Origin of the sequence: Streptomyces morookaense (assembly GCF_013030945.1) — a bacterium.
Taxonomy (GTDB): domain Bacteria; phylum Actinomycetota; class Actinomycetes; order Streptomycetales; family Streptomycetaceae; genus Streptomyces; species Streptomyces morookaensis.
Genome location: NZ_JABBXF010000079.1, coordinates 13,593 through 40,473, shown reverse-complemented (window position 1 = coordinate 40,473; position 26,881 = coordinate 13,593). Strand labels below are relative to the sequence as shown.

Genomic DNA, 26,881 nt, shown 5'->3' with positions numbered 1-26,881 from the left:
TATGCGCGAAGGGAACGCACGACCCCATTTCTCCGTCCCTCAGAGCGGGAACGGGGACAGCCCGTGGGACGAACGCCCGCCCGTACGCGAGGAAGAGAGCCGATGACCGACCGTGCCGCGCGCCGTTGGGCCAGTACGCGCAGCGTGCTGGCGCTCGTTCTGGGCGTGGTCGTGCTCGGGGCCGGCGGGGTGTGGCTGGCGGGTGCCACCGACCGCGGGAGTGTGATGGGGGAGGCGCCCCGCACCGCCGCGGCGCAGCGGGCGTTCAGCACGCAGGAGGTGCAGGTGGAGGTCGACGAGTCGGCCGCCGGCGAGCTGCCGGGGGTGCGGGACTGCGGCGGCGGGACACCGGTGCTGGAGCCGAAGGTCATCACCCTGGACTGTGCGAGCTCCGGCCAGGTCGCCAGCGGCATCACCTGGGACGAGTACGGCCCGGGCGAGGCGACCGGCAGCGGCGAGGTGCAGGTGTCGAGCGGGGCGGGCGGGGCCGCGCGGACGTCGTTCCCGGCGTGGCTGCGGCTGACCGGGCCCAAGCGGGTGGACGGCATGATGGCGTTCACCGCGCTGGAGGTCACGTACAAGGGCGCCACCCCGACCGGTGAGGCGCACAAGGTGTTCACGATCGCGTGATGGGTATCCGTGGACGGATCGCGCTGGCGATCTCCTTCGTCACCGCACTCGCCGTCGTGGTGCTGGGTGTCACCGTGCACCACATCTCCGGCCTGGAGCGCGACAAGCAGGCCCGGGAGTACCAGGACGGGCTGCTGAGTTCGGCGCTGCAGGTCTACCAGCGGGACGGAACGCTGGTGCTCGGCGCGCAGTTGGACGACTCGCGGGTGCCGGCACGGCTCGCGCAGGCGGTGGCCCGCGGCAAGCCGAAGACGTACATCAGCGGCGGCGGCGACCCGCGGGTGTGGGCGGCGACGGGTGTCGGCGACGGCAAGGTGCTGTCGGTCTCGGCCTCGTACCCGGCCCGGGACCCGCTGCAGCGGTCGCTGGACCAGACCCTGATCGTGGCCGGCGCGGTGACGGTGGCGCTGATGGCCGTGGTCGCGCTGTTCGTGGCGCAGAGCCTCTCGCGCCGGCTGCGGCTGAGCGCCGCCGCCGCGCGGCGGATCGCCGCGGGCGAGTCGCAGGACGCGGACGCACTGCTGACCGGCGGCCGGGACGAGGTCGCGGAACTCGGCCGCTCGGTGCACCACATGGCGACGTCCCTGGCGGCGCGGGTGGAGGCCGAGCGCGGGTTCACGGCGGACGTGGCGCACGAGCTGCGCACCCCGGTGGCCGGCCTGGTGGCCTCGGCCGAACTGCTGCCGCACCCGCGGGCGGTGGAGATGGTGCGTGAGCGCGCGCAGACGATGCGGGCGCTGGTGGAGGACCTGCTGGAGGTCTCCCGGCTGGACGCCGGGGCGGAGAGCGCCCAGCTGGACGCGGTGGAGCTGCCGTCGCTGGTGCGCGGCATCGTCAAGCGGGCGCAGGGGCAGCGCGGGGTGGCCGATGTGGCCGTCGAGGTGATCGGCGAGGGCCGGATCGTGGCGACCGACGCCCGGCGGGTGGAGCGGATCCTGGTCAACATCCTGGCCAACGCGGCGAAGCACGGCCGCCCGCCGATCGAGGTGACGGTGCAGGGCACCCGGATCGCGGTGCGCGACCACGGCGACGGCTTCCCGCCGGGCCTGGTCGACCGGGGGCCGCGCCGGTTCCGCACGGCGGCGCCCGAGCGCGGCACGGGCCATGGCCTGGGGCTGACGATCGCGGTGGGCCAGGCGGCGGTGCTGGGCGCCCGGCTGACGTTCGGCGCGGCCGAGGGCGGGGGCGCGCTGGCCGTCCTCGACCTGCCGGAGGCCGAGGACGTGCCGGAGGAGGACCGTCCGGTCCTCCGGGGCGCCGACAGCGGTGCGGGGGCTGCGGCCCCTACAGCCCCAGGTCCTTGATGATCTTGGCGACGTGACCGGTGGCCTTGACGTTGTAGAGGGCGCGCTCGACCTTGCCCTCCTCGTCGACGATCACGGTCGAGCGGATGACCCCGGTGACCGTCTTGCCGTACAGCTTCTTCTCGCCGAACGCGCCGTACGCCTCCAGGACCTTCTTCTCGGGGTCGCCGACCAGCGTGACCTTCAGGTCCTCCTTCTCGCGGAACTTCGCGAGCTTCTCCGGCTTGTCGGGCGAGACGCCGATGACGTCGTAGCCGTGACCGGCCAGGAACTCCAGGTTGTCGGTGAAGTCGCAGGCCTGCTTGGTGCAGCCCGGGGTGAGGGCGGCGGGGTAGAAGTAGACGATGACCTTGCGGCCCTTGTGGTCGGCGAGCGAGACCTCCCGGCCGTCCGCGTCGGGCAGGGTGAAGGCCGGGGCGGTGTCGCCGGGCTGAAGTCGCTCGCTCATGGCTGGCTCTCCTGGGAGTGTGCGGGGGCTGACGGTCCCGAGACTAGCCAGCTCCCCGATCGGGGGTGCCGCGGGGCACGGGCCCGGGGAAGCTGACAGACTGGTCATCAGCATTCATCACTCTTATCGACATCGAATCGACTTGACGGAGACGGAGGCAGCCCGGTGCCGGACGCCAGGACCCCTGCGCAGATCGAGGCGGACATCGTCCGCAGGCGGGAAGAGCTCGCCGTGACGCTCGACGAGATCGGGGTGCGGATGCACCCGGGCACGATCATCGGGGACGCCAGGGCCAAGGTCGCCTCGAAGGTGGACCAGACCGCGGGCCGCGCGTACGTGGCGGCGAACCGCCTGGTCTCCGAGGTGCGTTCGCGGTTCGTGACGGAGGAGGGCGTGCCCCGGCTGGAGCGGATCGTTCCGGCGGCGATGCTGGCCGTGGGCGTCGTGGGCCTGCTCGCGATGTCGTCGCGGCGGCGCAAGGACTGAAGCCCGGGTTCCGGGACGGATCCCGGGCCTGAGGCCTTCGCGGCCCGCAAGGACAGGTACGGTCTTCGCGTGAGTACGAATACCACCCACGACAAGCTGCCCATCCGGATGCTCCACGACCGCGTTCTGGTCAGGACGGACATCCCCGAGGGCGAGCGCCGGTCCACCGGCGGCATCGTCATTCCGGCGACGGCGGCGGTGGGCCGCCGCCTGGCCTGGGCCGAGGTCGTCGCGGTCGGACAGAGCGTGCGCACGGTGGAGCCGGGCGACCGGGTGCTCTACGACCCGGAGGACCGCGCCGAGGTCGAGGTGCGCGGCATCGCCTACGTCCTGATGCGCGAGCGCGACCTGCACGCGGTGGCCGCGGAGCGGCTGGAGGGCTCGGAGGACTCCACGGGCCTGTACCTGTAACCGTCTGTATCCTGGGCGGCAAGCCCGACGAGACGCGCCGTACCGGGTCAGGACAAGACGACGCACCCCACCGGAAACCGTTTTCCATCGGAGGTGCCGTCATGGCATGGGTCCTGCTCGTCGTCGCCGGTCTGCTCGAGGTCGGCTGGTCGATCGGCATGAAGTACACCGAAGGCTTCACCCGGCTGTGGCCGAGCGTCTTCACGGTGGCCGGCATCGCGGCCAGCATGCTGCTGCTGGCCCAGGCGGCCCGCTCCCTCCCCATCGGCACGGCCTACGGCGTCTGGGTCGGCATCGGCGCCGCCGGGGCCGCTGCGCTCGGCATGGCCGTTTTGGGCGAGCCGGTTTCGCTTGCGCGGTGCGGGTTCATTGTGCTGTTGCTGGTCGCCGTGATCGGGCTCAAGGCGACCTCCGGGCACTGACCCCCTGCGGGGCGCCCCGGGGTCGGGGCGCGGGGGCACACCTCAGTACTCGTACCCCAGAAGGTCACGGTCCCGGCCGTGGCTCTCCTTGCCCTCGTTCGGGCCGCCGAAGGGCGGGAAGCCCGGCGGGGTCGGCGGGCCCGGCGGGGTGAACGGCGGCGGGCCGGTGGGCGGGCCCGTCGGCGGGCCGGGGATCGACGGGCGGCCTGTCGGCGGGCCGGGCGGCGCCGAGGGGGACGGCGGTGCACTGGACGTCGACGGCGCCGCCGACGACGGACTCGGCTCCAGCGTCGGCTTCCCCGCCCCGCTCTCCAGTGCCAGGCTGAAGTCCGTCGCCGGCGTCCCCTCCAGCGCGGTGCCGGTGTACGACGCCCAGATCTGCGCGGGGTAGCCGCCGCCGTTGATGCGCGGCAGCCCGGTCGCCCCGTACAGCGACTTCTGGTCGGCGGTGTCGGGGTCCTGGCCCATGACGGCGACCACGGTCGCCAGATCCGGCGTGTAGCCCGCGAACCAGGCCGCCTTGTCGTCCTCCGCCGTACCCGTCTTGCCGGCCGCGGGCCGCCCGGCGGCCTGGGCGGCCCTGCCGGTGCCGGTCGGGCTCTCGACGACGCTCTGCAGGATGGCCGTCGTGGTGTCGGCGGCCTCGCGCGAGACGGCCCGCCGGGTGTCGCCGCGGTCCGGCAGCGGCACGTCCTCGGCGGACTTGGAGACCTTGTCGACGAGCGTGTACGGGCCGTGCTTGCCGTGGTTGGCGAGGGTCGCGTACGCCTGTGCCATGTCCAGGACGCTGGCGGTGGCGGGCCCGAGGGCGATGGACGGGTTGGCGTTCAGGTCGGGGGTCTTGGCCGGGAGGCCGAGCGCAATGGCGGTGTCGCGCACCTTGCCCGGCCCGACGTCCTCCGCCATCTGCGCGTACACCGCGTTGACCGACCAGTCGGTGGCCTGGGTGACGCTGATGGGCCCGTACGACTTGTCGTCCTCGTTGGAAGGGGCGTAGCCCACCGGCCCGTTGGGGCCCTGCACCGGGCGTCTGTTGGTGCCGTCGTAGACCGTGTTCGGGGTGATCGTACGGCCCTGCTGCGTGGTGGAGCCGTTGTCGACGGCCGAGGTGAAGACGAAGGGCTTGAAGGTGGAGCCCACCTGGTAGTCGCGGCGCGTGGCGTTGTTGACGTACTGCTTCGTGTAGTCGATGCCGCCGTAAAGGGCCACGACCCGGCCCGTCTTGGGGTCGATGGAGGCGCCCCCGGCGCGTACGTACGTGTCGACCTTGCGGTTCTCGTCGAGCTGGTTCATCAGCTCCTCGCGCACGGCACCGACGAACGCGTCCTGTTTCTTGCGGTCGATGGTGGTGGTGATGCGGTAGCCCCCGGCGGCCAGTGTCTGCTCGTCGACGATCTTGTTGGTGGTGAGGTAGTCCTTGACCGCCTCCACCAGATAGCCGCGCTGGCCCGACATCCCCAGCCGCGGGCGGGACTTGCCGGGCACCGGGAACTTCATGCCGGTCCGCTCGGCCGGGGTGAGCCACTTCTTCTTCACCATGCCGTCGAGGACGTAGTTCCAGCGGGCCGCGGCGCGCGGTTTGTTCTCCGGGTGCGCGCCCACGTCGTAGGCGCTGGGCGCGTTGAGGAGGGTGGCCAGATAGGCGCCCTCCGCCGTGTTCAGCTTGTCCGAATCCTTGTTGTAGTAGGCCTGCGAAGCGGCCTGGATTCCATAGGCGTTGCGGCCGAAGTAGCTGGTGTTGAGGTAGCCCTCCAGGATGTCGTTCTTGGACTCCTCGCGGTCCAGCTTGATGGCGATGAAGAACTCCTTCACCTTCCGGCTGATGGTCTGTTCCTGGCCCAGGTAATAGTTCTTGACGTATTGCTGGGTGATCGTGGAACCGGACTGCTTGCCCTTGCCGGTGACGGTGTTCCAGGCGGCGCGCACCATGGCCACGGGGTTGACGGCCGATTCGGAGTAGAAGTCCCGGTCCTCGGCGGCCAGTACGGCGTGCTGCACGTTCTTGGGGACCTTGCTCAGCGGCACGCTCTCGCGGTTGACCTCGCCGTCGCGGGCGAGCTGGGTGCCGTCGGAGTAGAGGAAGACGTTGCTCTCGGCGACCGCGGCCTTGTTGGCCGGCGGGATGTCGACGAGCATGTAACCCGCGATCAGCGCGCCCGCGATGAGCAGGATGATCAGCAGGAAGCCGCCGAGGATCAGGCGCCAGGTGGGCAGCAGGCGGCGCCATCCGGTGCGCCGGGTGCGGCCGGTGGGGGCGCCGGGCGCGGCGCCGCGGGGCGCCCAGCCGTGCGGCGGCGCGCCGTTCCCACCGCCGGGACGTCGGTGTGCGTGCTCGTCGCTCATGTCTCCTGGGACTCCTCGGCCGCCGCCGGGGTTGTGCGGCCACGGCGAACACTGTCGCATCCTGCATTCCGGCGCAGCGGCATAGCGCACCGATGGCGGCGCGGTAAGGGCCGTTCGGTTCAGGCCGACCACTCCCAGGGGTGAAAATGCGTGGCCCCGGGGCCGGGCGTGCGACTAGGCTCCTGCGTTTCGTCCGGTATGAGTTCAACGACGCGGGGGGTCCGGGGATGCGGCTTTATGCGGCGGTCGCGCTCAGCGGGTTCCGCCGGTACGCGACCTACCGGGTCGCCACCGCCGCCGGGGTGTTCACCAACACGGTGTTCGGATTCATCGTCGCGTACACCTATATCGCCCTCTGGAACGCCCGTCCCCACCTGGGAGGTTACGACCGCGCGCAGGCGCTGACGTTCGTGTGGATCAGCCAGGCGCTGCTGGCCGCCTCGGCGTTGATGGGCGGGGGCTTCGAGGACGAGCTGCAGGAGCGGATCCGCTCGGGCGATGTGGCGGTCGACCTGTACCGCCCGGCCGACCTGCAGTTGTGGTGGCTGGCCAACGATCTGGGGCGGGCGTGCTTCCAGTTGCTGGGGCGCGGGGTGGTGCCGCTGGCGGTGGGGGCGCTGGCGTTCGAACTCGCCCTTCCCGCCGACCCGCTGACGTGGCTGGCGTTCCTGCTGTCGGTGCTGCTCGGCGTGCTGGTGGGCTTCGGGATGCGCTACGTGGTGGGGCTGGCCGCCTTCTGGCTGCTGGACGGGGCCGGGCTCACCCTGCTGAGCAGCCTGTTGGGCACCTTCCTGTCCGGGATGCTGCTGCCGCTCACCGTCTTCCCGGGCGCGTTCGGCGACGTGGCGCGGCTGCTGCCGTGGTCGGCGCTGCTCCAGGTGCCCGCGGATGTGCTGCTCGGCCGGTACCACGGGGCCGGGCTGATACGGGCGTTGGTGTTCCAGGCGGGGTGGGCGGTGGTGGTGCTGGGTCTGGGACGGATGGTGCAGGCGGTGGCCACGCGGAAGGTGGTGGTGCAGGGTGGCTGACGCACTCTCCCGTGCCGCGGAGGGGCTGCGGGCCTACGGTCTGATCGTCGCCATGTGGGTGCGCTCGACGATGGCGTACCGGGCCTCGTTCCTGATGATGGCCGCCGGGAACTTCGCGGCGACCGCGCTCGACTTCGTCGCGATCCTCATCATGTTCTCGCACGTGCGCACGCTGGGCGGCTTCTCGCTGCCCGAAGTGGCCTTCCTCTACGGCACGACGAGCACCTCGTTCGGGCTGGCGGACCTGCTGCTCGGCAACATGGACAAGGTCGGCCGCCGGGTGCGCGACGGCACGCTCGACACCCTGCTCGTCCGGCCCGTGCCGGTCCTCGCGCAGGTCGCGGCGGACCGGTTCGCGCTGCGCAGGCTGGGGCGGATCAGCCAGGGGGTGCTGCTGCTCGGCTGGTCGCTGATGCGGCTGGACATCCACTGGACGCCCGTGCGGCTGCTGCTCGTTCCGCTGATGCTGGTGAGCGGGGCGGCGATCTTCGGTGCGGTCTTCGTGGCCGGTGCGGCCTTCCAGTTCAAGGCCGACGACGCGGCCGAGGTGCAGAACGCCTTCACCTACGGCGGGACGACGCTGCTGCAGTACCCGCCCACGCTGTTCGCCACCGACCTGGTGCGGGGCGTCACGTTCGTCGTGCCGATCGCCTTCGTCAACTGGGTTCCCGCACTGCGGGTGCTGGGCCGGGAGAACCCGCTGGGCCTGCCTCCGTGGGCGGACTTCGCCTCGCCACTGGTGGCGGTGGTGTGCTGCGCCCTGGCGGGACTGGCATGGCGGGCGGGACTGCGGAGCTATCGGAGCACGGGGAGTTGAGGGGAGAAGGGGAGCGGACGATGGACGGATTCATCGAACTCGACCGGGTCGAGAAGGTCTTCGACGTCCGGAGACGTGCGGGACTGCTGCGCCGGGAGCGCCACCAGGTGCGCGCGGTGGACGGCATCAGCTTCTCCGTGCCGCGCGGCGAGATGGTCGGCTACATCGGCCCGAACGGTGCCGGCAAGTCCACCACCATCAAGATGCTGACCGGCATCCTCACCCCGAGCGGGGGCCGGCTGCGCGTCGCGGGCGTCGACCCCTCCCGCGACCGGACACGGCTGGCGCGCCGCATCGGCGTGGTCTTCGGGCAGCGCACCACGCTGTGGTGGGACCTTCCGCTGCGCGACTCCTACGGGCTCGTACGCCGCATGTACCGCATTCCCGACGCCCGTTACCGCGCCAACCTCGAACGCTGTGTCGAGCTGCTGGACCTCGGGAAGCTGCTGGAGGTGCCCGTACGGCAGCTCTCCCTCGGCCAGCGGATGCGCGGCGACATCGCCGCGGCCCTGCTGCACGACCCCGACGTGCTCTACCTCGACGAGCCCACCATCGGCCTGGACGTGATCAGCAAGGCCAAGGTGCGCGAGTTCCTGCGCGAGGTGAATGCCACGCAGGGAACGACCGTTCTGCTCACGACACATGACCTGACCGACATCGAGCAGCTGTGCCGCCGGGTGATGGTCATCGACCATGGCCGCCTGGTCCACGACGGCGACCTGGAGGGGCTGCACGCGGTGGGGGAGAGCGAGCGGACGCTGGTGATCGACCTGGAACGGGAGCTTCCGCCCGTCACCGGCATCCCCGGTGTACGGGTCGTGCGGACCGAAGGCCCGCGCCAGTGGCTGGCGTTCGCGGCCACGCGGAGCGCGGCGCCGCTGGTGGCCGCGGTGGCGGAACGGTACCCGCTGGTCGACCTGTCGGTCCGGGAGCCGGACATCGAGGACGTCATCGCCCGGATGTACGCCGAACCGAAGCCTTACGCTGTGCCCCATGACGAGCGAACTTCCTGAGATACGAGCCTCCGACGCCGAACGGGAACGGGCCGCGGAGGCCCTGCGGACGGCCGTGGCCGAAGGGCGGCTGGACATGGAGGAGTTCGGCGAGCGCCTGGAGGCGGCCTACAAGGCGCGTACGCACGCGGAGTTGGTGCCGCTCGTCAGGGACCTGCCGGAGGCGCCGGCTTCCGCGTCGCCGTCGCCGAGGAAGGCCGAGGCCGGCGCCCGGGCCACGTCCCGGGGTGCCGTGGCCGTCTTCGGCGGCTTCGCCCGACGCGGCCCGTGGACGGTGGGGCGGACGTTCACGGCGTTCACCCTGTGGGGAGGCGGCAGGATCGACCTGCGCGAGGCGCAGTTCGAGGACCGCGAGACGGTGATCCGCTGCTTCGCCCTCTTCGGCGGCATGGGCGTCCTGGTACCGCCGGACCTGGACGTGGAGGTGCGGGGCTTCGCCCTCTTCGGCGGCTTCGGCGACAAGGCAACGGGGCCGGGCGCCCCGGGCGCCCCGAAGGTCCGGGTGACGGGCCTCGCCCTGTGGGGCGGGGTGGGGGTCAAGCGGAGGTCGTAGCGCCCCGAAGGGGCGCGGGGAACTGCGCGACAAGCCCCCACCGGCCTGCAGCCGACGCGCTGCCCTCGGGGTCCGGGGCGCAGCCCCGGGTGCCTCGGCTGCGGGCGCGTCGTGGTTGCTCGCGCAGTTCCCCGCGCCCCTTACGGGGCGCCCCGGGGGCTCGGCCTAAGGCCGGGTCAGGGGCGACAGCCACCCCGTGAGGGCCCCCGCGTCCACCGCCCCCGCCATGGCGCGGTACCCCGCATCGTTCGGGTGCAGATGGTCACCGCAGTCGTACGCCGCCAGCAGCCGCTGCGGGTTCCCCGGATCCCGCAGCACGACGTCGAAGTCGACGACGTCGTCGAACACGCCGCCCGCCCGCACCGCGGCATTGACCTCCTGCCGCACCCGCTCCTGCTCGGCCCCCACGTTCCCGTGCCCCCCGAACGGGCTCAGCGTCGAGCCGATCACCCGCAGCCCGCGCACATGCGCCCGGTGCACCAACTCCCGCAGCCCGTCGACGATCCGCGCGGGATCGAGCTGCTGCGGCGAGCGCAGGATGTCGTTGATGCCGAGCTCGACGACGACCGCGCGCACGCCCGTCCGCGAGAGGACGTCACGGTCCAGCCGGTCGAGCGCACTCGGGTTGTCCGCGGCCGAGCCGCCCATGCCGCCGAGCAGGACGCGGTTGCCGCTGATCCCCTCGTTCAGGACGCCGTAGCCGGGCAGCTGTGCGGCGAGGTCGTCCGTCCAGCGGCGGTCGGCGCCGAATGTGGCGGTGACGCCGTCGGTGATGGAGTCGCCGAGGGCGACCACCGCGCCCCGCGCGCTGGTGCTCCACACGTCCAGGGCGGTCACGTAACGCCAGTACGGCGTCCGCACCGCGAACGCCGCCCCGCCCGCGTCCTGCGTGTGGTCGCCGGACGCGAGGTAGTTGGTCTGCCGGGCGTGCGGATGGAACGTCACGGGCCCGCCCGGCGTGGGGGAGTAGGTGCTGACCAGCACGTCTGCCGCGCGCGGCACGTCCAGGCGCACCGGGTCGCTGACCACCGCCTGCCCGGGCGGGATCGTCACCTGCTGCCGCCCGCCGAAGGCCAGCCGCCGCAGTGTGCCGGGCGCCGCCGCGGGGGAGCCGGGGGCGGCGGCCAGGGCGAGCGAGGCGTGGCCGATGGTCAGCGGCCGTGTGCCGAAGAGGTTGGAGAGCTGGATGCGGGCACTGGTGCCGCCGATGCTGGTGTGCACCACGTTGCGGACGGACCGGCCCGCGAGGCCGCGTACCGCCGTGCCCGGCTCCGCACCCGCGGGCGAGGCCGCCCAGCTGCCGACCCAGTGCCCGACGAGCGCCGGCGCGGCGGAGCGGGCGACGGCGGACGGGCCCGCCTGCGCGCGCGGGCTGCCGGTGCCGGTGAGGAGGACCGCCGCCACGACGGCCGCGGCGGCCGTCAGGGCGGTGAGCACGGCGGGGAGGGCGCCGCGGACCAGCGGCTGCCGGGCGGCCGGGGACGGTCTGTTCATGAGCGGTGGTTCATGGACGGTGTCTCCTGGGGAGGGTCGCCGCTCCATGATCCCACGGCACCCGGGAACTCCTCGTCCGCTCCCGGAGTCCCCGGGGTAGGGACAATGCACGTGAGGACAGCCGGAACGGGTGGTGCGGATGATTCGGACGCAGGGTGAGGAGTCGGATGCCGCCGAAGGGGTGATGCCCGCCCGGCCCGGCGGTTTCACCCCCAGCGCGGTGGACGAGGAGAAAAGGCGCGGTGTGCGCCGGATGAAGACCATCGCCACCGGCCTGCTGCTGGCCGTCGCCCTCGTCTACGCCCTCGCGACGTGGGCCCGGAGTGCGGGCTGGACCGGCTGGCCGGCCTTCGTCGCGGCCGCCGCCGAGGCGGGCATGGTCGGCGCCCTCGCCGACTGGTTCGCCGTCACCGCCCTGTTCCGCCGCCCGATGGGCCTGCCCATCCCGCACACGGCGATCATCCCGACCAAGAAGGACCAGCTCGGCCTGAGCCTGGGCGAATTCGTCGGGGAGAACTTCCTCTCCGGCGACGTCGTCCGCCTCCGGCTGCGCGCCGTCGGCATCGGCTCCCGGCTCGGCGCCTGGCTCGCCGAACCCGCCCACGCCGACCGGGTGACCGCCGAACTGGCCACGGCACTGCGCGGCGCCCTCACCGTCCTGCGCGACTCCGACGTACAGGCCGTCGTCGGCGAGGCCATCACCCGGCGCGCCGACGCGGCCGAGATCGCACCGGGCATCGGCACCATGCTGGAGAAGATCGTCACCGACGGCGGCCACCGCAGAGTGGTCGACCTGGTGTGCGTACGCGCCCACGACTGGCTCGTCGCGCACAGCGACTCCGTCATGGGAGCGGTCACGGGCGGCGCCCCCGGCTGGACGCCGCGCTTCGTCGACCGCAAGGTCGGCGAGCGCGTCTACAAGGAACTGCTGCGCTTCGTCACGGAGATGCGCGACATGCCGGACCACCCGGCGCGCGGCGCCGTGGACCGCTTCCTCGCGGACTTCGCCCGGGACCTCCGGACGGATCCGGACACCAGGGCCCGCGTCGAACGGCTGAATTCCGAGGTGCTGGCCCGGGGCGAGGTCCAGGACACCATCGCCTCCGCGTGGTCGTCGGTACGCGCCATGATCGTCGCCGCGGCCGAGGACGAACGCAGCGAACTGCGCCTCCGCGCACGGGCCGCGATCCTCTCGCTGGGCGCCCGGATGACGGAGGACGCACGACTGCGCGCAAAGGTGGACGGCTGGCTGGAGGACGCGGCCGTGTACGTCGTGACGACGTACCGGGACGAGATCACGCTGCTGATCACGGACACGATCGCGGGCTGGGACGCGGAGCACACCTCCCGCAAGATCGAGGCCCACATCGGACGGGACCTGCAGTTCATCAGGATCAACGGCACGGTGGTGGGGGCCCTGGCGGGCCTGCTGATCTATTCGGCGTCGCGACTGGTGGGGGCGTAGCGCCCCGTAAGGGGCGCGGGGCTGTGTCGATATGCGGCTCCGCCGCGTGGGCGCGACCGGGCCTCCACCGGCCCGCGGCCGACGCACCACCCCTGGGGTCCGGGGCGCAGCCCCGGGGACCTCGTCCGCGGGTGCGTCGTGGTCGCTCGCGCAGTTCCCCGCGCCCCTTACGGGGCGCACCCCCTTAGGGTCGACCCGTGCTGAAACGTCCCGCCCTGCTGTGGCTCCTGGCCCCCTATGCCCTCTTCCTCGGCGCACTGCCACTGGTGGACCGGGTCCGGCCGACCGTCCTCGGCCTCCCCTTCCTCTTCTTCTGGATGCTCGTCGCCACCCTCCTCACCCCCGTCGGCGTCTTCCTCGCCTGGCGAGGCGACCGCAAGCGAGGCCGCGCATGAGCGCGAACGCGGCCACGGCCTCGACGATCTTCGGCGTCTTCATGGTGCTGACGGTGGCCCTCGGCCTCCTCGCCGTGCGCGGGCGCGGCGGTGCCGGCGGGATCGCCGAGTGGTCCGTCGGCGGACGCAGCCTCGGCACCGTCTTCATCTGGGTCCTGATGGCCGGCGAGAGCTACACCAGCTTCAGCTACCTCGGCGCCGCGGGCTGGGGCTACAACTACGGCGCCCCCGTCCTCTACGTCATCGCGTACATGTCCTGCGGCTACGCGATCGGTTACCTCGTCGGCCCGACCCTCTGGTCGTACGCGCGCCGCCACGGACTCGTCAGCATCACCGACATGGTCGCCCACCGCTACGGCCGCCCCTGGCTCGGCGCCTTGGTGGCGATCCTGGCGACGGTGTGCCTGCTGCCCTACATCCAGCTGCAGATCACCGGCATGGGTGTCGTCGTCTCGACGATCTCCTACGGTGCGATCAGCCTCAACTGGGCCTATTTCATCGCCTTCGCGGTCACCACCGCCTTCGTCGTGGTCAGCGGGCTGCGCGGCAGCGCATGGGTGTCGGTGCTCAAGGACGTCCTCGTCATCGGCACCCTCGGCTTCCTGGCGATCTACGTCCCCGTGCACTACTTCGACGGCTACGGCCCCTTCCTGCACCGCCTGGTGGCGGAGAAGCCGCAGTGGCTGACCTTCACCGGGCACGGCGGCAGCGGCCTGAACGGCACCTGGTTCGTGACGACCAGCTTCCTCAACTCCCTCACCGTCGTCATCTTCCCGACCACCGTGGCCGGTTACCTGGGCGCCCGCAGCGCGGACGCCCTGCGGCGCAACGCGATCCTGCTGCCCTGCTACAACGTGCTGCTCTTCGTGCCGATGCTGCTCGGCATGGCCGCGGTCTTCGTCATCCCCGGCCTCACCGGCGCGGGTTCGAACCTGGCGCTCTTCAAGCTCGTCGTGGACTCGCTGCCCGCCTGGGCGGTCGGGCTGACCGGCGTCGCGGCGGCGCTGTCGTCGATCGTGCCGATGGCGGTGTTCATGCTCGTGATCGGCACGATGTGGGGCAGGAGTGTGCTGGGCGCCGTCCCGGCCCTCGCGGAACGCCCGCAACGGCAGCGCCTCGCGGGGCAGGTGGTGGTCGTGGTGTCGGGCACGCTGGCGCTGCTGATGACGTACACCGCGCCGAACACGCTCGTCCGGCTGTCGCTCATCTCGTACGAGGGCATGGCCCAGCTCGTCCCCATGATCCTGCTGGGCCTGGTGTGGCGGAAGCTGACGCTGTGGGGCGCCCTGAGCGGACTGGCCGTGGGCGGCGCACTCGTGTGCGCGCTCGTGTTCACGGAGAACGACCCCGTGCACGGCGTGAACGCGGGGGCGCTCGCGCTGGGTGTGAACGTCGTGGTGGCGCTGGCGGTTTCGTGGCTCGGGCCGAAGCCGGCCGACGACCGGCCCGACGAGGAGGTCCTGGCCGGGGACCCAGTACCATCGGAGGCAGTCTGAGCCGAGGAGAGGAGGGGGCCCGCATGCTGAACAGCACGCTGCGGACGCACGTGAGCCTGCTCCTCCTCCTGTTCGGCGAGCTCCTGCTCGCCCACAGCGGCGGCCTCATGAGCGCCGTCGCCATGGCGGCGACGGCCACGGTCGCCGCCGCCTTCGCCCTGTGCGCCATGGCCGTGCACAGCACCGGCCCGCTCACCCCGACGCGCATCCGCACCGCCATGCGCGATCGTGAACTCCGCACCGCCTTCCTGGCCCAGCGCGATCCCGATGCCCGGGGCCGCCGACGGCCCAGGGCGCCCGGCCGTCCCCTCCCGACGGCCGCCTAGGCCCTGCAACCGGCAGGGCCCGAGCGGCTCGTCACGCCGATTTCTCCGAAATCCCGGCACGACGAGACCCGTTGGAGGGCTCTCCCATGCATGTCTTCGCCACCCTCGGCGCCTTCCTCTCCCACCTTGCGGACGCCCTCGTTCCGCTCTTCGGCGCCTCCGCGACCGGCGTCGCGATCATCCTGCTGACCCTCGGCGTACGGCTCGCCCTGCACCCGCTCGCCCGCTCCGCGGCACGCGGCGAACGGGCCCGGACCGCGCTCGCCCCCGAGGTGCAGAAGCTGCGCAAGCGGCACAAGAACGACCCCGAACGGCTGATGCGCGCGACCAGCGAGCTCTACGCCGAGGCGGGCGTCTCCCCCTGGGGCGGCATCCTGCCCCTCCTCGCCCAGCTGCCCGTCTTCTTCGTGATGTACCACCTCTTCTCCACCGGTTCGAGCGGCGAGGGTCACGCCCTGCTCGGCGCACCGCTCACCGGCCGCTGGGCGGACGCCCTGGGCCACGGCGGGGTCACCGGCCCCCACGGCCTCGTCTACCTCGGCCTGTTCGCCCTCGTCGCCGCCGTCGCCACCTGGACGTACACCCGCGCCCGCAAGGCGGCGGCCGCGGCGCCGCTCCCCGCGGCGGACGGCACGGATCCGGCGGCGGCCATGATGGCCAAGGCGGCCAAGGTGGCCCCGCTGCTCTCCTTCGGCACCCTCGTCACCGTCGCCGTGGTCCCGCTCGCCGCCGCGCTGTACGTGGTGACCAGCACGACATGGACGGCCGTGGAACGCGCCGTCCTCCACCGGCCGCGCACCCCCGAGGGCGCGGGCGGCGCAATACCCGCCACGTGACGCCGAGCGAGACCGAAACGGGGCTTGCGGAGACAACCTCCGCTCCTGGACGATCAGGCCGTCGACCTGACAGGGAGTGAGACCACCGGATGAAGCTGCTGCGCGTCGGACCGGCAGGAGCGGAGCGACCGGCCCTGCTCGAGGAGGACGGGACGCTGCGCGATCTGTCGGCGCTCGTTCCGGACATCGACGGCCGGCTCCTCGCCGACGAGGCGTTGCAGCTGCACATCCGGGCCGCCGTGGGGGCCCGGATCCTCCCTGCCCTCGACCCGCGCGGCCTCCGGACGGGCCCGCCCGTCGGCCGGATCGGCAAGATCGTCTGCGTGGGCATCAACTACCGCGGCCACACGGACCACAGGGGCAACCGCGTCCCCATCCCGACCGAGCCCGTGCTCTTCCTCAAGGCCCCGGACACCGTCGTCGGCCCCGAGGACACCGTCCTCGTGCCGCGCGGCGCGGAGAAGACCGACTGGGAGGCCGAGCTGGCCGTCGTCATCGGACGCACCGCCCGCTACCTGCGCACCGACGAGGAGGCCCTGGCCGCCGTCGCCGGGTACGCCGTCTCCCACGACGTCTCCGAGCGCGCGTTCCAGTACGAGCGCGGCGGCCAGTGGGACAAGGGCAAGAGCTGCGAGACCTTCAACCCGCTCGGCCCCTGGCTGGTCACCGCCGACGAGATCCCCGATCCCCAGGCGCTCCGCCTCCGCCTGTGGGTCAACGGCACGCCGATGCAGGACGGCAGCACCGCCGACCAGATCTTCCCCGTGGCCCAGCTGGTGCGCTACATCAGCCAGTTCATGACCCTCCACCCCGGCGACGTGATCAACACGGGCACCCCGCCCGGCGTGGCCATGGGCCGCCCGTCCCCGCAGCCGTACCTGCGGGCCGGGGACGTGGTGGAACTGGAGATCGAGGGCCTGGGGCGGCAGCGCCAGGAGCTGAAGGACGCGTAGCGCCCCTTACGGGGCGCAGGCCCGCCGGGCGTACCCCGGGGCGGCGTTCGGGGGACCCGGCGCGTGTACTCCAGAGCTCCCCACACCCTTATGCGCATATTTTCGGAATATGCGCGAGAGGCGGCACAGACGGCACCAGCACCCGCATCCCCACCGGCGAAAGCCGCGGCACCCCGCCGCAACCCTCCTGGCCACAGGCGTCGTGGCCGGCGGTGCCGTGCTGCTCAGCGCGGTCGGCGCCCCCGGCGTGGCGGAGCCGTTGCCCGCCGGACTCGGCCCCTGTATGTCCGGCTCCTGCCCAGGAGTGTTCCCCGAGCCCGCCGCCGGCCCCGCGCGCGGCCGGGACAACGCGGTCAATGTCTTCGTCGGCGGCGACTTCCACGTGCGCCGCGCCGCCGCCGAGGCCGAGGGCCGCGTCGTCGTCCTCGGCTCCTTCGACGTCGCCGAGCGCGAGGGCGCCACCCAGGCCTACCAGGTCGGCGCCGCCTCCCTCGGCTCCCACGTCCCCCCGGACAACGGCTCCGCCTTCCTCCGCGTGGGCGGCGACGTCCGCGTCGCCGGCGGCCGCAAACTGCTCGCGGAGGACGGGACCGTCAACGGCACGGTCGCGTATGCCGGCACCCGGACGGGCACCGTCAGCCCGCGCGCCGTCCACGACGCCTCCGCCGTAGACCGCTACCGGCACCTGCGCGACGTCCTCACCTCGGCCAGCTCCTGCTACGCCTACGACAAGGGCGTACCGCGCAAGCCCACCGGCACGGCCGTCAACTACGGCCAGGCCACCGTCTTCACGGGCGACGGTACCTCGCCGCTCCAGGTCTTCGACGTGGACTTCGACCTCGCCGCCCCCGACGGCGGCGCGCAGGCGGTGGAGTTCCGCAACGTCCCCCAGGACGCGACGGTCCTGGTCAACTTCATGGGCGACTCGCGCATGGTGAGCCCGTCGGAGACGGGCGTCACGGGCGCACGACGCGAACGGATCCTGTGGAACTTCCCGGACGCGAGCGAGGTCCGCCTCACGGGCAGCGGCAACCTCCACGGCTCGGTCCTGGTCGGCCGCCCGGCCAGCACCACGGTGGTGACCTTGAACGCCCTCAACGGCCGCCTGTTCACGGCCGGTTCCCTGAGCCACGAGTCCGGCGTCAGCGGCGGCCAGGGCATCCACGCCTACCCCTTCGACGGCGAACTCCCGGACTGTCAGACCGCAGGCGTGCTGGCGGCGGGGGGCCCGCGCGGCGACTCGTCGATCCGCCCGGCCGCGTCCCCGAGCGCTGGCGGCGACCGCGAACTGGCCCACGGCGGCCCGCCGATGGGGATGAGCATGGCCATCGGCGGCACGTGCGTAGGGGCGGGGGCGGCGCTGGCGCTGTACGTCCTCTACCGGTCGAGGTGGCCGATGCGGAGGGGCCGGTGAATAGGCTGAGGCGTGACGACCTACGAGGAAGAACCGCTGCCGGGCGGCATGAACCCCACCGGCATCGTGCGGGTCGGCGACACGGTGCGCAGGCCCGCCGGTCCGTGGACCCCCGCCGTGCACGCCCTGCTCACGCACCTGCACGGCGCGGGGTTCCGGGCGGCCCCGCGCCCGCTCGGCATCGACGACCAGGGGCGCGAGGTGCTGACGTACGTCCCGGGCGAGGTGATCTGGCGCGAGGGATTCGCCCTGCTGGATCCCGTGGCCCGGCTGATCCGTGTGGCCCGGCTGATCCGCGAATTCCACGACGCCGTGGCGGACTTCGTACCGCCGCCGGATGCGCACTGGCAGGTGGTGATCCCCGCCGAGGGCGACGAGATCATCGCGCACCACGACCTCGCGCCGTGGAACCTGGTGGCGGAAGGCGGCGAGGGTTCCTGGGCGTTCATCGACTGGGACACCGCGGCGCCGGGTTCACGGCTGTGGGATCTGGCGTACGCGGCGCACGGCTTCGTCCCGCTCTCGGCGGACCCGTCCCTGCGGCGGCCGGATACGGAGGTGGCGGGCCGGCTACGGGCGTTCGTGGACGCGTACGGCATGGAGGACGAGGGGGAACGCAGGGAGCTGGCAGGGATGTTGGGGCGCCGGTGCCGTGCCATGTACGACTTCCTGCGCGAGCAGAGCCGGCGGGGCCGGCAGCCGTGGACGGACATATGGGAGCGGGGGGACGGCGAGATCTGGCGGAACGATGCGGAGTATGTGGAGGGGGCGCAAATCCTCGGCTGGATCGGCGTGTTGTGAGGAATTGGGCTGGCGGACCGGAGGAGGAGCGCGATGAGAAGGTACGGATCCGTGGTGGCGGCGCTGGCGAGCGCGGCGGTACTGGCGGCTGCGCAGACGACGTACGCGGCAACCGGGCAGGTGGCGGTGGTCAACTATGCGTACGCGCCCGCAACGTTGAACGTCAGCCGCGGCACCACGGTGACCTGGACCAACAGTGATACGGCGCCGCACACGGTCACCAGCACGGCGGGTTCCGGCGGCCCGCTCAACTCGCCGATGCTCAACCAGGGCGACAGCTTCAGCTTCACCTTTGGCGCTGCCGGTACGTTCAGCTACTACTGCACGGTTCACCCGACCATGAAGGGCACGGTTGTCGTGAGCTGATCGCGTGTGACGGCACGGACGAAGGCGGCCCAGGCCGGAGGCCCGAAGACGAGGGCGCCCCGGGGGCGGGACTTGCTGTCGCCTATGGCTACTTGGGCGTCGGGGGTGGGTTGTAACTCCAGGCACTCGCCCTGTGTGTCGTAGCTGTAGGACGACTTCCACCAGGCGTTGCGGGGCAGGCCGTGGCGTATCACGTATGTACCTCACTCGTGTTCAAAGTTGCGGGCGATCGATGCGATCAACTCCACGGACTGCTCGGCCGTGAGCGCCGATGTCCGAAGCCGACCCAGCGCCCTGTGGTACTTCGCAACAGCCTCATCGTCCTCCAGGCATCGGGTGCCGTCGAGGGCTTCTACTGCCACGACATCCAAGTTCAGCGGAGCTGGGTGGGAGAAGATGATGAAGGAGCAGCCGGGCGCGGCGAACGCTGTCTGGGTGTAGGGGATCACCAGGACCGTCACCGTGGACTGCCTGCTCGCGTCGACCATATGCCGCAGCTGCTCGGCCATTGTCGCCGGCCCTCCGACATGTTGGTGCAGTACGCCTTCCGTCAGGATGCACAGATAACTCGGCGGCACTTCACGACGGAAGATGGCTTGCCGCTCCATTCGCAGATCGACGTAGAACTCGACGGCGTCCCTCGGCAGCGGGTCGGATCCGTTGATGAGCGCGGTGGCATACGCCCTGGTCTGCAGCAGTCCGGGTACTACCTGCGCCTGAAAGGTGCCGATGCTGGCTGCACTGGACTCCAGGGCCAGCATTTCCTTGAACGTCGCCGAAAGCGGCTCGCCCGGCTGGCGCCACCAACTCCTGTTCCGTTCTTCGGACGCGAGTGCGATCAGCCATTCGCGGGTTCGGCTTTCGTGGACCTCGTAGAGGCCCATCAGTGCATCCAACTCCAACCTGGTGACGCGGTGCCGCCCCGTCTCGATCCGGCTGATCTTGCTGCCATCCCCATGAATGGCCTCCGCCGCCGCAGCGGTGGTGACCCCCGCCGTCTCCCTGAGGTGCCGGAGCGCAGCGCCCAACCGGCGGCGCCGAGCCGTGCGGTGTGCCTGCTGTCCCACGCCGTCCTCCCCCTTGGGCCCAGGCGTAAAGCTTGCCGGACGCGAGCCTCAAGTAGCCAGCTGCAAAATGTAGTTCTGCAATTTGAAGTTTGAATTGCATGCCATCGCGGGTGCATCGTGGGCGAATGGCATACAGAAACGGGGCGTTCGTGGTAGACACCCGCGAAGGCCGAATCGTGCAGGTCATCGGAGGTGACGGTGACCGCGTACAGGTCCGGCGCCCCGGTGGCGGGCTGGAGTGGGAAGTGCCGCTGACCGCGCTGCGATTGGCGACGCGAGAAGAACGCGCCGCAGCCGGACTGCGTCCGTACCGGGCCGGGTGCGAGGAATGCGTGGCACTGGAAAACGCACGGCGTGCGGCAACCGGCGGCGAAGAAGCCGGAAAAGCGAGTGCCGCCGCATACGGGCACTGGATCGTGGCACACTCTGCGGAAGGGAGGAACTGATGGTCAACTGTCAGCACAACGCGGCCTGGCGGCACGCCAACGGCGTGTCGCAGTGCACCCGTTGCGGGGCGCGCCGCTTCACGGATTACGGGGCCCTGCGCCCCGACGGGCTGCCGCAGCCGGCCCGTACGCGCAGGCAGCTGCTCGTGGAGCGGGACAAGGCTGCGGCGCTCATCATCGCGAAGGGCCACTACCGGGTGAGCCATTGGGGCTTCTCCCGTGCCGACTCCGCACCGAAGGCGGAGCCGGCGTTCAGCTGAGAAGCGTGAGGAACGGTCCCGTCAGGAGGCTCACCATGTGCCGGGAACGAACACCACGTGCCGGATGTTCCATGAGAACGACCCGCTGATCGAAGGAGCATGCACATGCTGTTCGGTGACGAGCACGTCAGGCGATACGTCGAGACCGACGGAGCCGAGGGCCACGACTGGCAGGGCTCCACGGTGCTGATCCTCACCACGACCGGGCGCAAGAGCGGGGCGCAGCGCAACAATCCGCTGATCTACCAGCCGTACGGGGATGCGCTGCTCCTCGTGGCCTCCAACGGCGGCTCTGCCACGCCGCCCGCCTGGTACCTCAACCTGACGGCGAACCCCGAGGTGCAGGTCCAGGTGAAGGGCGACCGTTTCACGGCACGCGCGCGTACGGCGAACGCGGACGAGAAGCCGGACATGTGGCGGACGATGGTTGCCACATGGCCCGCGTACGACGACTACCAGCGCAAGACGGACCGGGAGATCCCGGTGGTGGTGCTGGAGCGGGTGTGAGCCGGCGGGTGCTCCGGTCGTCTTCCGGAGCACCCACCCGGTCCGTCGGGTCAGCGGCGCCCGACGACGACTGTCGCGTCCAGCTCGTCGCAGGTGACCACCCGGGCGTTCAGCCCAGCCTGCACGAAGATGTCGACTGTCCGTTCAGACTGTCGCTCGCTCGTCTCCACGAGCAGGTGACCGCCCGGTGCGAGCCAGTCCGACGCCTCGGCGGCAACCCGCCGCTGCACGGCGAGCCCGTCCGTACCGCCGTCCAGGGCGACGCGCGCCTCGTACTCACGTGCCTCGGGCGGCAGCAGCCCGATCGCATCCGTCGGTACGTACGGGGCGTTGGCGACCAGGACGTCGACGCGCCCGCGCAGGGTGTCGGGCAGGGGCTCGTACAGGTCGCCCTCGTAGACCCGGCCGCCCACTGCTGCGACGTTCCGCCGCGCGCAGCGCACCGCCGCCGGGTCGATGTCGGCGGCGTGCAGGTCGACCCCGTCCAGCGTCGCCCCGACCGCGCCCGTACCGCAGCACAGGTCGAGTACGACGGAACCCGGCTGCGCCAGGGCGGCGGCCTGCTCCGCAAGGAATTCCGTGCGGCGGCGGGGGACGAAGACGCCGGGGTCGACGGCTATGCGCAGGCCGCGGAACTCGGCCCAGCCGAGGACATGTTCGAGGGGGAGTCCGGTCACGCGCTGCTCGACCATCGCGTCGAGTTCGTCAGACGTGCGGGCGGTGTCGAGAAGGAGCCGCGCCTCGTCTTCGGCGAAGACGCAGCCGGCGGCGCGGAGGGTGGTGACGAGAGACGTGGTGACGAGAGAAACCGGCATGGGGAGGAAAGCCTTTCGGGAAGCCGAAGGATGCTCTCCCGATCACCTATGCCAGGGAAAAGTGAGGTGAGAGCATCCCGCCTGCTACTGCGGTAATGGGTCTCACCTCCTCGGTCGTTCCCGTGCATGCACGTGTATTCACGTGCGTTCACGCGCTGAAGTCCGCATCATCGCCCGGGCCCGGGCCGATCGTCAAGATCGGCCCAGGAACCGTTCCAGCCCCTCCACCACGAGCGCGTGGTCCGCTTCCTGTGCCAGACCGGAGACCGCGACCGCGCCGATCACGCCCGTACCGCGCAGCCGCAGCGGGAATGCGCCGCCGTGTGCGGCGTAGCGCCGGGGGTCGAGGCGCGAGGCGGTTTCGAAGGTGCGGCCCTTGGCGCGGAAGCGGGCGCCGACCAGCAGTGAGGATTCCTCGTAGTGCAGCACCACGCGGCACTTGCGGTCGATCCAGGCGTCGTTGTCGGGCGTCGTGCCGGGCAGGGCGCGGTGGAACAGGCGCTGGTTGACCCGGCGGATGCCGATCGTGACGGCTGCGTCCCGCTCCTGCGCGAGTTCCGTCAGGGTCAGGCCCAGCCGCCAGGCGTCGTCGTTGCCGAAGCGGTCGAGGACGAGGCGGGCCTCGTCCGCCTCCAGGCGCGGGATCAACTCGGTCACTGCAGTGGTCACTTCGCCCCGTCCTCCAGCGTCACCGTGCAGCCGTCCGCCGCCGACTTCCGTGCGGCCTCCAGGACGCGCAGCGCGGCTGCTGCTTCCCGTGCCGTGACCGGCGGTTCGGCGCCGGTGCGCAGGGCGTGTTCGATCGCCGCGTAGTACGCGGGGTAGTCGCCCGGCAGTGTGGGCACCGGCTCGCCCCCGCCCGTGAGGGGCGATTCGCCCGCGCCGAGGCGGCCCCACGACGTCTCGGGTTCGCGGCCCCAGCCGGGGCCCGGGCGCAGGCCCTCCCGCAGGGCCGCCTCCTGGGGGTCGAGCCCGTACTTCACGTACCCCGCCGCGCTGCCCAGCACCCGGAACCGCGGGCCGAGTTGGGCCGTGGTGGCGCTCATCCACAGGTGGGAGCGGACGCCGTTGCGGTGCGTGAGGGCGATGAAGGTGTCGTCGTCCGCCTCCGCGCCGGGCCGCCGGACGTCCGCCTCGGCGTAGACGGCCGCGGCCGGGCCGAAGAGGGCGAGCGCCTGGTCGACGAGGTGGCTGCCGAGGTCGTAGAGGATGCCGCCGATCTCGGCGGGGTCGCCGGACTCGCGCCAGCCGCCCTTGGGGCGGGGGCGCCAGCGTTCGAAGCGGGACTCGAAGCGCTGGACGCTGCCGAGGGTGCCGTCGGCGACGAGGGCGGCGAGGGTGCGGAAGTCGTTGTCCCAGCGGCGGTTCTGGAAGGGGCTGAGCAGCAGCCCTTGCCGGTCGGCGAGTTCGGCGAGCGCCTCCGCCTCGGCGGCGGTCGCGGCGAGCGGCTTGTCGACGACGACGGGCAGGCCCGCTTCCAGCGCGGTGTGCGCGAGCGGGACGTGCGTGCGGTTGGGGGAGGCGATGACGACCAGGTCGAGCTCGCCGGCCCGGGCGAACAGCTCGTCGGCCGTCGCGACGGTCCGCGCCTGAGGGTGCTCGGCGCGGGCCTGCGCCTGGCGCTCCTCGTTGGCGGTGACGACCGTGTCGAGGACGAGCCCCCCGGTGCCGGCGATCAGCGGGGCGTGGAAGACGGAGCCTGCGAGGCCGTAGCCGATGAGGCCGACGCGGTACGGGTTCGGGGTGACCATGCCACCACTTTGGCAACGCTGTTGCAGAAGTGCAAGCGGGGCGATCACAATGGCGGTGTGCACAGGACCCCCACCGCCCCCGTCGGCGCCAACCTCGCCGCCCTCCGCGACCACAACACCGCCCTCGTCCTCGGCCTCCTGCGCGAGGCGGGCGAGCGCGGTGCGAGCCGCGCGGAGCTGGCCGGGCGCACGGGGCTGACGCCGCAGGCCGTCAGCAAGATCACCGGGCGGCTGCGGGACGGCGGGCTGGCCGCGGAGGCGGGCCGCCGGGCCTCCACGGGCGGCAAGCCCGCGACCGCCATCCGCCTCGTCCCCGGCGCGGCCCACGCCGTCGGGCTGCACCTCGACCGCGACGAGATGCACGCGACCCTCGCCGACCTCACCGGCACGCCCGTCGCCGCCCGTACCGCCCCGCTCGCGTTCGGCGCGGGCGCGGAGGCGGTGCTCGCCACCGTCGAGAGGGAGGTCGCGGCCCTGCTGGCGGAGGCTTCTCCGGCGACGCTCCTCGGGGTCGGCGTCGCCGCCCCCGGGCCCCTCGACCACGCGGGCGGCGTCCTGCACCGCGTCACCGGGCACCCGCAGTGGGACGGCTTCCCGCTGCGCGACGCCCTGGCCGAGCGGCTCGGCCTCGGCGTCCCCGTCGTCCTCGACAAGGACACCAACGCCGCCGCCCTCGGTCTCGCCCGCACCCGCGCCGCCGACTCCTTCGCCTACCTCCACCTCGGCACCGGCCTCGGCGCCGGGCTCGTCCTCGGCCGCGGCGTGCACCGCGGCGCGCGCACGGGCGCGGGGGAGTTCGGGCACCAGGTGCTCCAGCTCGACGGGCCGCCGTGCCCCTGCGGCAACCGAGGCTGCATCGAGGCCCTGTGCCTGGCCGCCGTCGCCGAGGGCGACACCGGCCGCGCCGCCCGCCTGCTCGGCGTCGGCGCCGCCAACCTCGTGCGCCTGCTCGACATCGACCTGGTCCTGCTCGGGGGCCGCACCGTGCTGGCCGACCCGGAGGCGTACACGGCCGGGGTGCGGGACGCCCTCGCGGGCGGGGCCGGGGGTGCGGTCCCGGTGGCGGTCGCACCGGGGGGCGGGCGCACCGTGGTCGACGGTGCGGCCGAGCTCGCGCTCGCCCCGCTCTTCCGCACAACGGGTGGCGTCTGACGGCCGGTCGGCGGTATGGGCCCGTACGGTGCGACGCCCGGTGGGATGTACGTACGTACGCGTACGTGACGTACGTCCACGCCGTCCCCCAGCGCGAAGGTCCCTCGAGCCATGTCCCTGCTCCGCACCCTCGGCGCCGCCGCGTTCGTCCTGGCCGCCGCCCTCGGGCCGGCCGTGGTGCCGCAGGAGCCGGCCGCCGCGAGCCCGCAGCCGCATTGCGGCGACCCTGCGGGCAAGGACTTCCCCATCACCTCGCGTCTGAGCGGCGGTCCGGACACGTACGAGCGCGGGGGCGCCCAGCAGACGTGGGAACTGGAACTGCGCAACACCACCGACGGCGAGTGCCGCGCCATCCACCCCGTGGCCGTGCTGTCCGACAAGGGACGGGCGCTGCAGCCCGGTCACATCCGGCTCGACTTCTACGACCCCGGCGCCGCGCGGTGGCGGCCGGTGCAGTTCGAGCGCACGGAGGAGGCGGAGAACGTGGGCGTGCTGGACGGGCAGGGCCCGGACTTCCCCGGCTTCTCCGTACCGGCCCGCCGGGCGGTCACCGTGCGGATGCGGCTGGGGTTCACGGGGGAGGCCCCGGAGGGGACGGTCACGGCCAATGTCACCGCTGTGCAGCGGCGGGGGGCGGACGGGGCGTGGGTGGGGCAGTCGGGTGATTACGCGTTTGCGGTGGGGGGCGGGGACGAGGGGGCGGATGGGCTGGCCGATACCGGGGGCGATCCTCTGCGGGGGATGGTGGTCGGTGCGGGTGCGGTGGTCGCCGCGGGGGCGGCGCTGATGCTTGCGCCCCGTAAGGGACGCGGCGAACTGCGCGAGCGACCACGACGCGTCCGCAGTTGACGTCCCCGGGACTGCGCCCCGGACCCCTGAGGTGGTGCTTCGGCTGCAGGCCGGCGGTGGCTGATCGCGCAGTTCCCCGCGCCCCTTACGGGGCGCAGCCCAACAGGGGCGCGGGCCTACGACGGCGCGGGCCATGGGCGCAGCCCGACCGGCCTGCCCCCGTGCAAGGATCGGCGCCGTGAACAGCGCGCACTCCCCCGGGGCCCCCATCCGGGCCGGTATCCCCGAACACGGCCGGATCCCCAAGTACTACGCGGTCAAGTCCCAAGTGGCGGCCCTTCTCGACGAATTGGGCGAAGGCGGGCTTCTGCCCACCGAGCGCGAGCTCGCCGCCCGCTTCGAGGTGTCCCGCGAGACCCTGCGCCAGGCCCTGCGCGAGCTCCTGCTGGAGGGCCGGCTGCGCCGCGCCGGCCGCGGCACGGTCGTGGCGGGGCCCAAACTCGAACAGCCCCTGGCCCTCGCCAGCTACACCGAGGGCGTCCGCCGTCAGGGCCGCCGCCCGGGCCGCACCCTGGTGGGGCTGGAGCGCCTGCCGTGCCCGGCCGCCCTCGCCGCGGACCTCGGGGTGCAACAGGGCGATCCCGTCTGGCACATGGAGCGCGTCCTCCTCGCCGACGACGAGCGGGTGGGGCTGGAGAGCACCTACATCGCGGTCGAGCGCGTGCCCCGGCTCGACACGGACTTCTCACCCGACTCGTCCTTCTACGACTACCTGCGCGAGCAGCTCGGCATCCGCTTCGGCGACGCGGACGAGAAGCTGGAAACCGTGCTGGCCACCCCGCGCGAGGCACTCCTCGTCGGCACGCCGCCCGCGCTGCCCATGCTGCTGATCCACCGCTTGTCGCGGGACACGGAGGGGCGTCCGATGGAACGGGTGCGCTCGCTGTACCGGGGGGACAGGTTCTCGTTCACCACGCACCTGAGCGCTCAGGTCACGGATGAATAACGGGTCTAGGCCAAGATTGACAGCCCGTTCACCGTCCCGTTGCCATGGAGCCCCGATGGAGTAACCCACTCCGAGGAGCGTGCACGG

31 protein-coding genes and 1 riboswitch are annotated in these 26,881 nt (G+C 72.3%); of the genes, 23 read left to right on the top strand and 8 right to left on the bottom strand.

Translation table 11 applies throughout. The features are described 5' to 3' along the window. Positions 1–102 precede the first annotated feature (102 nt). Together HG542_RS27670 and HG542_RS27665 are read left to right on the top strand one after the other, a co-directional pair. Positions 103–630, top strand: coding sequence for a hypothetical protein (locus HG542_RS27670; RefSeq protein ID WP_171086110.1), 528 nt, complete (start codon positions 103–105; stop codon positions 628–630). Then, complete coding sequence (locus tag HG542_RS27665) at positions 630–1,934, top strand: sensor histidine kinase (RefSeq protein ID WP_171086108.1); 1,305 nt, start codon at positions 630–632, stop codon at positions 1,932–1,934. Before HG542_RS27670 ends, HG542_RS27665 begins: the two co-directional genes overlap by 1 nt. Here the strand turns inward: HG542_RS27665 and bcp are convergent. Next, complete coding sequence (gene bcp, locus HG542_RS27660) at positions 1,915–2,382, bottom strand: thioredoxin-dependent thiol peroxidase (protein ID WP_171086106.1); 468 nt, start codon at positions 2,380–2,382, stop codon at positions 1,915–1,917. The genes HG542_RS27665 and bcp overlap by 20 nt on opposite strands. Before the next feature lie 165 nt (positions 2,383–2,547). On the opposite strand from bcp, the gene HG542_RS27655 reads away from it, so the two are divergent. The 3 genes from HG542_RS27655 (at position 2,548) to HG542_RS27645 (ending at position 3,701) form a co-directional block, all read left to right on the top strand. Beyond that, entirely contained in the window at positions 2,548–2,868 is a 321-nt protein-coding gene (locus HG542_RS27655; RefSeq protein WP_171086104.1) for a DUF3618 domain-containing protein, read from the top strand. A 108-nt stretch (positions 2,869–2,976) separates the two neighbouring features. Then, complete coding sequence (locus HG542_RS27650) at positions 2,977–3,279, top strand: GroES family chaperonin (RefSeq protein ID WP_171086153.1); 303 nt, start codon at positions 2,977–2,979, stop codon at positions 3,277–3,279. 5 nt (positions 3,280–3,284) lie between these two features. After that, positions 3,285–3,346, top strand: a riboswitch (guanidine-III (ykkC-III) riboswitch). Between the two features lie 34 nt (positions 3,347–3,380). Beyond that, positions 3,381–3,701 carry a DMT family transporter gene (locus tag HG542_RS27645; protein ID WP_171086102.1) on the top strand — a complete coding sequence of 107 codons (321 nt, stop codon included), beginning with the start codon at positions 3,381–3,383 and terminating at the stop codon, positions 3,699–3,701. A gap of 42 nt (positions 3,702–3,743) precedes the next feature. Here the strand turns inward: HG542_RS27645 and HG542_RS27640 are convergent, their stop codons facing one another. Continuing rightward, entirely contained in the window at positions 3,744–6,044 is a 2,301-nt protein-coding gene (locus HG542_RS27640) for a transglycosylase domain-containing protein (RefSeq protein ID WP_171086100.1), read from the bottom strand. A gap of 227 nt (positions 6,045–6,271) precedes the next feature. Here HG542_RS27640 and HG542_RS27635 point away from each other — a divergent pair, with 227 nt between their 5' ends. From HG542_RS27635 to HG542_RS27620, 4 genes are read left to right on the top strand one after another with little or no spacing between them, the layout of a single operon-like run. After that, the gene (locus HG542_RS27635) at positions 6,272–7,072 is read left to right on the top strand and encodes an ABC transporter permease (RefSeq protein WP_171086098.1); all 801 of its coding nucleotides are present in this window, start codon (positions 6,272–6,274) and stop codon (positions 7,070–7,072) included. Positions 7,073–7,124: 52 nt separating this feature from the next. Beyond that, positions 7,125–7,889: an ABC transporter permease gene (locus tag HG542_RS27630; protein WP_171086151.1), complete on the top strand. Its 765-nt coding sequence runs from the start codon at positions 7,125–7,127 to the stop codon at positions 7,887–7,889. Positions 7,890–7,909: 20 nt separating this feature from the next. Next, positions 7,910–8,902: an ABC transporter ATP-binding protein gene (locus HG542_RS27625; protein WP_229922840.1), complete on the top strand. Its 993-nt coding sequence runs from the start codon at positions 7,910–7,912 to the stop codon at positions 8,900–8,902. Beyond that, the gene (locus HG542_RS27620; RefSeq protein WP_171086094.1) at positions 8,883–9,455 is read left to right on the top strand and encodes a DUF1707 SHOCT-like domain-containing protein; all 573 of its coding nucleotides are present in this window, start codon (positions 8,883–8,885) and stop codon (positions 9,453–9,455) included. Before HG542_RS27625 ends, HG542_RS27620 begins: the two co-directional genes overlap by 20 nt. 165 nt (positions 9,456–9,620) lie before the next feature. On the opposite strand, the gene HG542_RS27615 is transcribed toward HG542_RS27620, so the two are convergent. Next, complete coding sequence (locus tag HG542_RS27615) at positions 9,621–10,949, bottom strand: GDSL-type esterase/lipase family protein (RefSeq protein WP_171086091.1); 1,329 nt, start codon at positions 10,947–10,949, stop codon at positions 9,621–9,623. 139 nt (positions 10,950–11,088) lie between these two features. On the opposite strand from HG542_RS27615, the gene HG542_RS27610 reads away from it, so the two are divergent. From HG542_RS27610 to HG542_RS27570, 9 genes are all read left to right on the top strand, one after another. After that, a complete protein-coding gene (locus HG542_RS27610; RefSeq protein WP_171086089.1) occupies positions 11,089–12,414 on the top strand; it encodes a DUF445 domain-containing protein in 1,326 nt (441 codons plus the stop codon). A 197-nt stretch (positions 12,415–12,611) separates the two neighbouring features. Continuing rightward, the gene (locus tag HG542_RS27605) at positions 12,612–12,809 is read left to right on the top strand and encodes a DUF3311 domain-containing protein (RefSeq protein WP_227723801.1); all 198 of its coding nucleotides are present in this window, start codon (positions 12,612–12,614) and stop codon (positions 12,807–12,809) included. Continuing rightward, entirely contained in the window at positions 12,806–14,305 is a 1,500-nt protein-coding gene (locus HG542_RS27600) for a sodium:solute symporter family protein (protein WP_171086086.1), read from the top strand. The genes HG542_RS27605 and HG542_RS27600 overlap by 4 nt, the downstream gene beginning before the upstream one ends. 23 nt (positions 14,306–14,328) lie before the next feature. After that, on the top strand, positions 14,329–14,631 hold the full coding sequence (locus HG542_RS27595) for a DUF6412 domain-containing protein (RefSeq protein ID WP_171086084.1): 303 nt from the start codon (positions 14,329–14,331) through the stop codon (positions 14,629–14,631). An 86-nt stretch (positions 14,632–14,717) separates the two neighbouring features. After that, complete coding sequence (locus HG542_RS27590) at positions 14,718–15,467, top strand: YidC/Oxa1 family membrane protein insertase (RefSeq protein ID WP_171086082.1); 750 nt, start codon at positions 14,718–14,720, stop codon at positions 15,465–15,467. A gap of 89 nt (positions 15,468–15,556) precedes the next feature. Then, entirely contained in the window at positions 15,557–16,420 is an 864-nt protein-coding gene (locus HG542_RS27585) for a fumarylacetoacetate hydrolase family protein (RefSeq protein WP_171086080.1), read from the top strand. Positions 16,421–16,529: 109 nt separating this feature from the next. Further along, positions 16,530–17,834: a choice-of-anchor A family protein gene (locus HG542_RS27580; RefSeq protein ID WP_171086078.1), complete on the top strand. Its 1,305-nt coding sequence runs from the start codon at positions 16,530–16,532 to the stop codon at positions 17,832–17,834. 12 nt (positions 17,835–17,846) lie between these two features. Next, complete coding sequence (locus HG542_RS27575; RefSeq protein WP_229922839.1) at positions 17,847–18,635, top strand: phosphotransferase; 789 nt, start codon at positions 17,847–17,849, stop codon at positions 18,633–18,635. A 33-nt stretch (positions 18,636–18,668) separates the two neighbouring features. Continuing rightward, the gene (locus HG542_RS27570; RefSeq protein ID WP_171086076.1) at positions 18,669–19,001 is read left to right on the top strand and encodes a cupredoxin domain-containing protein; all 333 of its coding nucleotides are present in this window, start codon (positions 18,669–18,671) and stop codon (positions 18,999–19,001) included. On the opposite strand, the gene HG542_RS27565 is transcribed toward HG542_RS27570, so the two are convergent. Continuing rightward, entirely contained in the window at positions 18,965–19,195 is a 231-nt protein-coding gene (locus tag HG542_RS27565; RefSeq protein ID WP_171086074.1) for a DUF397 domain-containing protein, read from the bottom strand. The genes HG542_RS27570 and HG542_RS27565 overlap by 37 nt on opposite strands. 9 nt (positions 19,196–19,204) lie before the next feature. Further along, positions 19,205–20,068, bottom strand: a complete 864-nt coding sequence (locus HG542_RS27560; RefSeq protein WP_171086072.1) for a DUF5753 domain-containing protein — start codon at positions 20,066–20,068, stop codon at positions 19,205–19,207. A 445-nt stretch (positions 20,069–20,513) separates the two neighbouring features. On the opposite strand from HG542_RS27560, the gene HG542_RS27555 reads away from it, so the two are divergent. Beyond that, on the top strand, positions 20,514–20,774 hold the full coding sequence (locus HG542_RS27555; protein WP_171086070.1) for a DUF6255 family natural product biosynthesis protein: 261 nt from the start codon (positions 20,514–20,516) through the stop codon (positions 20,772–20,774). 105 nt (positions 20,775–20,879) lie between these two features. After that, positions 20,880–21,281, top strand: coding sequence for a nitroreductase family deazaflavin-dependent oxidoreductase (locus HG542_RS27550; protein ID WP_171086068.1), 402 nt, complete (start codon positions 20,880–20,882; stop codon positions 21,279–21,281). Positions 21,282–21,331: 50 nt separating this feature from the next. Here HG542_RS27550 and HG542_RS27545 read toward each other — a convergent pair whose 3' ends face one another. From HG542_RS27545 to HG542_RS27535, 3 genes are all read right to left on the bottom strand, one after another. After that, the gene (locus HG542_RS27545) at positions 21,332–22,096 is read right to left on the bottom strand and encodes a putative protein N(5)-glutamine methyltransferase (protein ID WP_171086065.1); all 765 of its coding nucleotides are present in this window, start codon (positions 22,094–22,096) and stop codon (positions 21,332–21,334) included. 192 nt (positions 22,097–22,288) lie between these two features. Next, positions 22,289–22,765 carry a heme-degrading domain-containing protein gene (locus HG542_RS27540; RefSeq protein WP_171086063.1) on the bottom strand — a complete coding sequence of 159 codons (477 nt, stop codon included), beginning with the start codon at positions 22,763–22,765 and terminating at the stop codon, positions 22,289–22,291. Continuing rightward, positions 22,762–23,847: a Gfo/Idh/MocA family protein gene (locus tag HG542_RS27535; RefSeq protein WP_171086062.1), complete on the bottom strand. Its 1,086-nt coding sequence runs from the start codon at positions 23,845–23,847 to the stop codon at positions 22,762–22,764. Before HG542_RS27535 ends, HG542_RS27540 begins: the two co-directional genes overlap by 4 nt. A gap of 57 nt (positions 23,848–23,904) precedes the next feature. Here HG542_RS27535 and HG542_RS27530 point away from each other — a divergent pair, with 57 nt between their 5' ends. The 3 genes from HG542_RS27530 to HG542_RS27520 all read left to right on the top strand — a co-directional run bounded on the left by HG542_RS27530 (position 23,905) and on the right by HG542_RS27520 (position 26,794). Further along, positions 23,905–24,999 carry an ROK family transcriptional regulator gene (locus tag HG542_RS27530; protein WP_171086060.1) on the top strand — a complete coding sequence of 365 codons (1,095 nt, stop codon included), beginning with the start codon at positions 23,905–23,907 and terminating at the stop codon, positions 24,997–24,999. Between the two features lie 111 nt (positions 25,000–25,110). Then, a complete protein-coding gene (locus HG542_RS27525; protein WP_171086057.1) occupies positions 25,111–25,848 on the top strand; it encodes a hypothetical protein in 738 nt (245 codons plus the stop codon). Positions 25,849–25,981: 133 nt separating this feature from the next. Then, entirely contained in the window at positions 25,982–26,794 is an 813-nt protein-coding gene (locus tag HG542_RS27520) for a GntR family transcriptional regulator (protein WP_171086056.1), read from the top strand. Positions 26,795–26,881: the final 87 nt, after the last annotated feature.

Coding starts and splice junctions, on each gene's coding strand:
- HG542_RS27645 (WP_171086102.1), top strand. CDS start 3,381: ATGGCATGGGTCCTGCTCGTCGTCGCCGGTCTGCTCGAGGTCGGCTGG.
- HG542_RS27610 (WP_171086089.1), top strand. CDS start 11,089: ATGATTCGGACGCAGGGTGAGGAGTCGGATGCCGCCGAAGGGGTGATG.
- HG542_RS27650 (WP_171086153.1), top strand. CDS start 2,977: ATGCTCCACGACCGCGTTCTGGTCAGGACGGACATCCCCGAGGGCGAG.
- HG542_RS27620 (WP_171086094.1), top strand. CDS start 8,883: ATGACGAGCGAACTTCCTGAGATACGAGCCTCCGACGCCGAACGGGAA.
- HG542_RS27670 (WP_171086110.1), top strand. CDS start 103: ATGACCGACCGTGCCGCGCGCCGTTGGGCCAGTACGCGCAGCGTGCTG.
- HG542_RS27525 (WP_171086057.1), top strand. CDS start 25,111: ATGTCCCTGCTCCGCACCCTCGGCGCCGCCGCGTTCGTCCTGGCCGCC.
- HG542_RS27640 (WP_171086100.1), bottom strand. CDS start 6,044: ATGAGCGACGAGCACGCACACCGACGTCCCGGCGGTGGGAACGGCGCG.
- HG542_RS27545 (WP_171086065.1), bottom strand. CDS start 22,096: ATGCCGGTTTCTCTCGTCACCACGTCTCTCGTCACCACCCTCCGCGCC.
- HG542_RS27600 (WP_171086086.1), top strand. CDS start 12,806: ATGAGCGCGAACGCGGCCACGGCCTCGACGATCTTCGGCGTCTTCATG.
- HG542_RS27590 (WP_171086082.1), top strand. CDS start 14,718: ATGCATGTCTTCGCCACCCTCGGCGCCTTCCTCTCCCACCTTGCGGAC.
- bcp (WP_171086106.1), bottom strand. CDS start 2,382: ATGAGCGAGCGACTTCAGCCCGGCGACACCGCCCCGGCCTTCACCCTG.
- HG542_RS27665 (WP_171086108.1), top strand. CDS start 630: ATGGGTATCCGTGGACGGATCGCGCTGGCGATCTCCTTCGTCACCGCA.
- HG542_RS27635 (WP_171086098.1), top strand. CDS start 6,272: ATGCGGCTTTATGCGGCGGTCGCGCTCAGCGGGTTCCGCCGGTACGCG.
- HG542_RS27585 (WP_171086080.1), top strand. CDS start 15,557: ATGAAGCTGCTGCGCGTCGGACCGGCAGGAGCGGAGCGACCGGCCCTG.
- HG542_RS27595 (WP_171086084.1), top strand. CDS start 14,329: ATGCTGAACAGCACGCTGCGGACGCACGTGAGCCTGCTCCTCCTCCTG.
- HG542_RS27625 (WP_229922840.1), top strand. CDS start 7,910: ATGGACGGATTCATCGAACTCGACCGGGTCGAGAAGGTCTTCGACGTC.
- HG542_RS27550 (WP_171086068.1), top strand. CDS start 20,880: ATGCTGTTCGGTGACGAGCACGTCAGGCGATACGTCGAGACCGACGGA.
- HG542_RS27535 (WP_171086062.1), bottom strand. CDS start 23,847: ATGGTCACCCCGAACCCGTACCGCGTCGGCCTCATCGGCTACGGCCTC.
- HG542_RS27555 (WP_171086070.1), top strand. CDS start 20,514: ATGGTCAACTGTCAGCACAACGCGGCCTGGCGGCACGCCAACGGCGTG.
- HG542_RS27615 (WP_171086091.1), bottom strand. CDS start 10,949: ATGAACAGACCGTCCCCGGCCGCCCGGCAGCCGCTGGTCCGCGGCGCC.
- HG542_RS27570 (WP_171086076.1), top strand. CDS start 18,669: ATGAGAAGGTACGGATCCGTGGTGGCGGCGCTGGCGAGCGCGGCGGTA.
- HG542_RS27520 (WP_171086056.1), top strand. CDS start 25,982: ATGGGCGCAGCCCGACCGGCCTGCCCCCGTGCAAGGATCGGCGCCGTG.
- HG542_RS27630 (WP_171086151.1), top strand. CDS start 7,125: ATGTGGGTGCGCTCGACGATGGCGTACCGGGCCTCGTTCCTGATGATG.
- HG542_RS27580 (WP_171086078.1), top strand. CDS start 16,530: ATGCGCGAGAGGCGGCACAGACGGCACCAGCACCCGCATCCCCACCGG.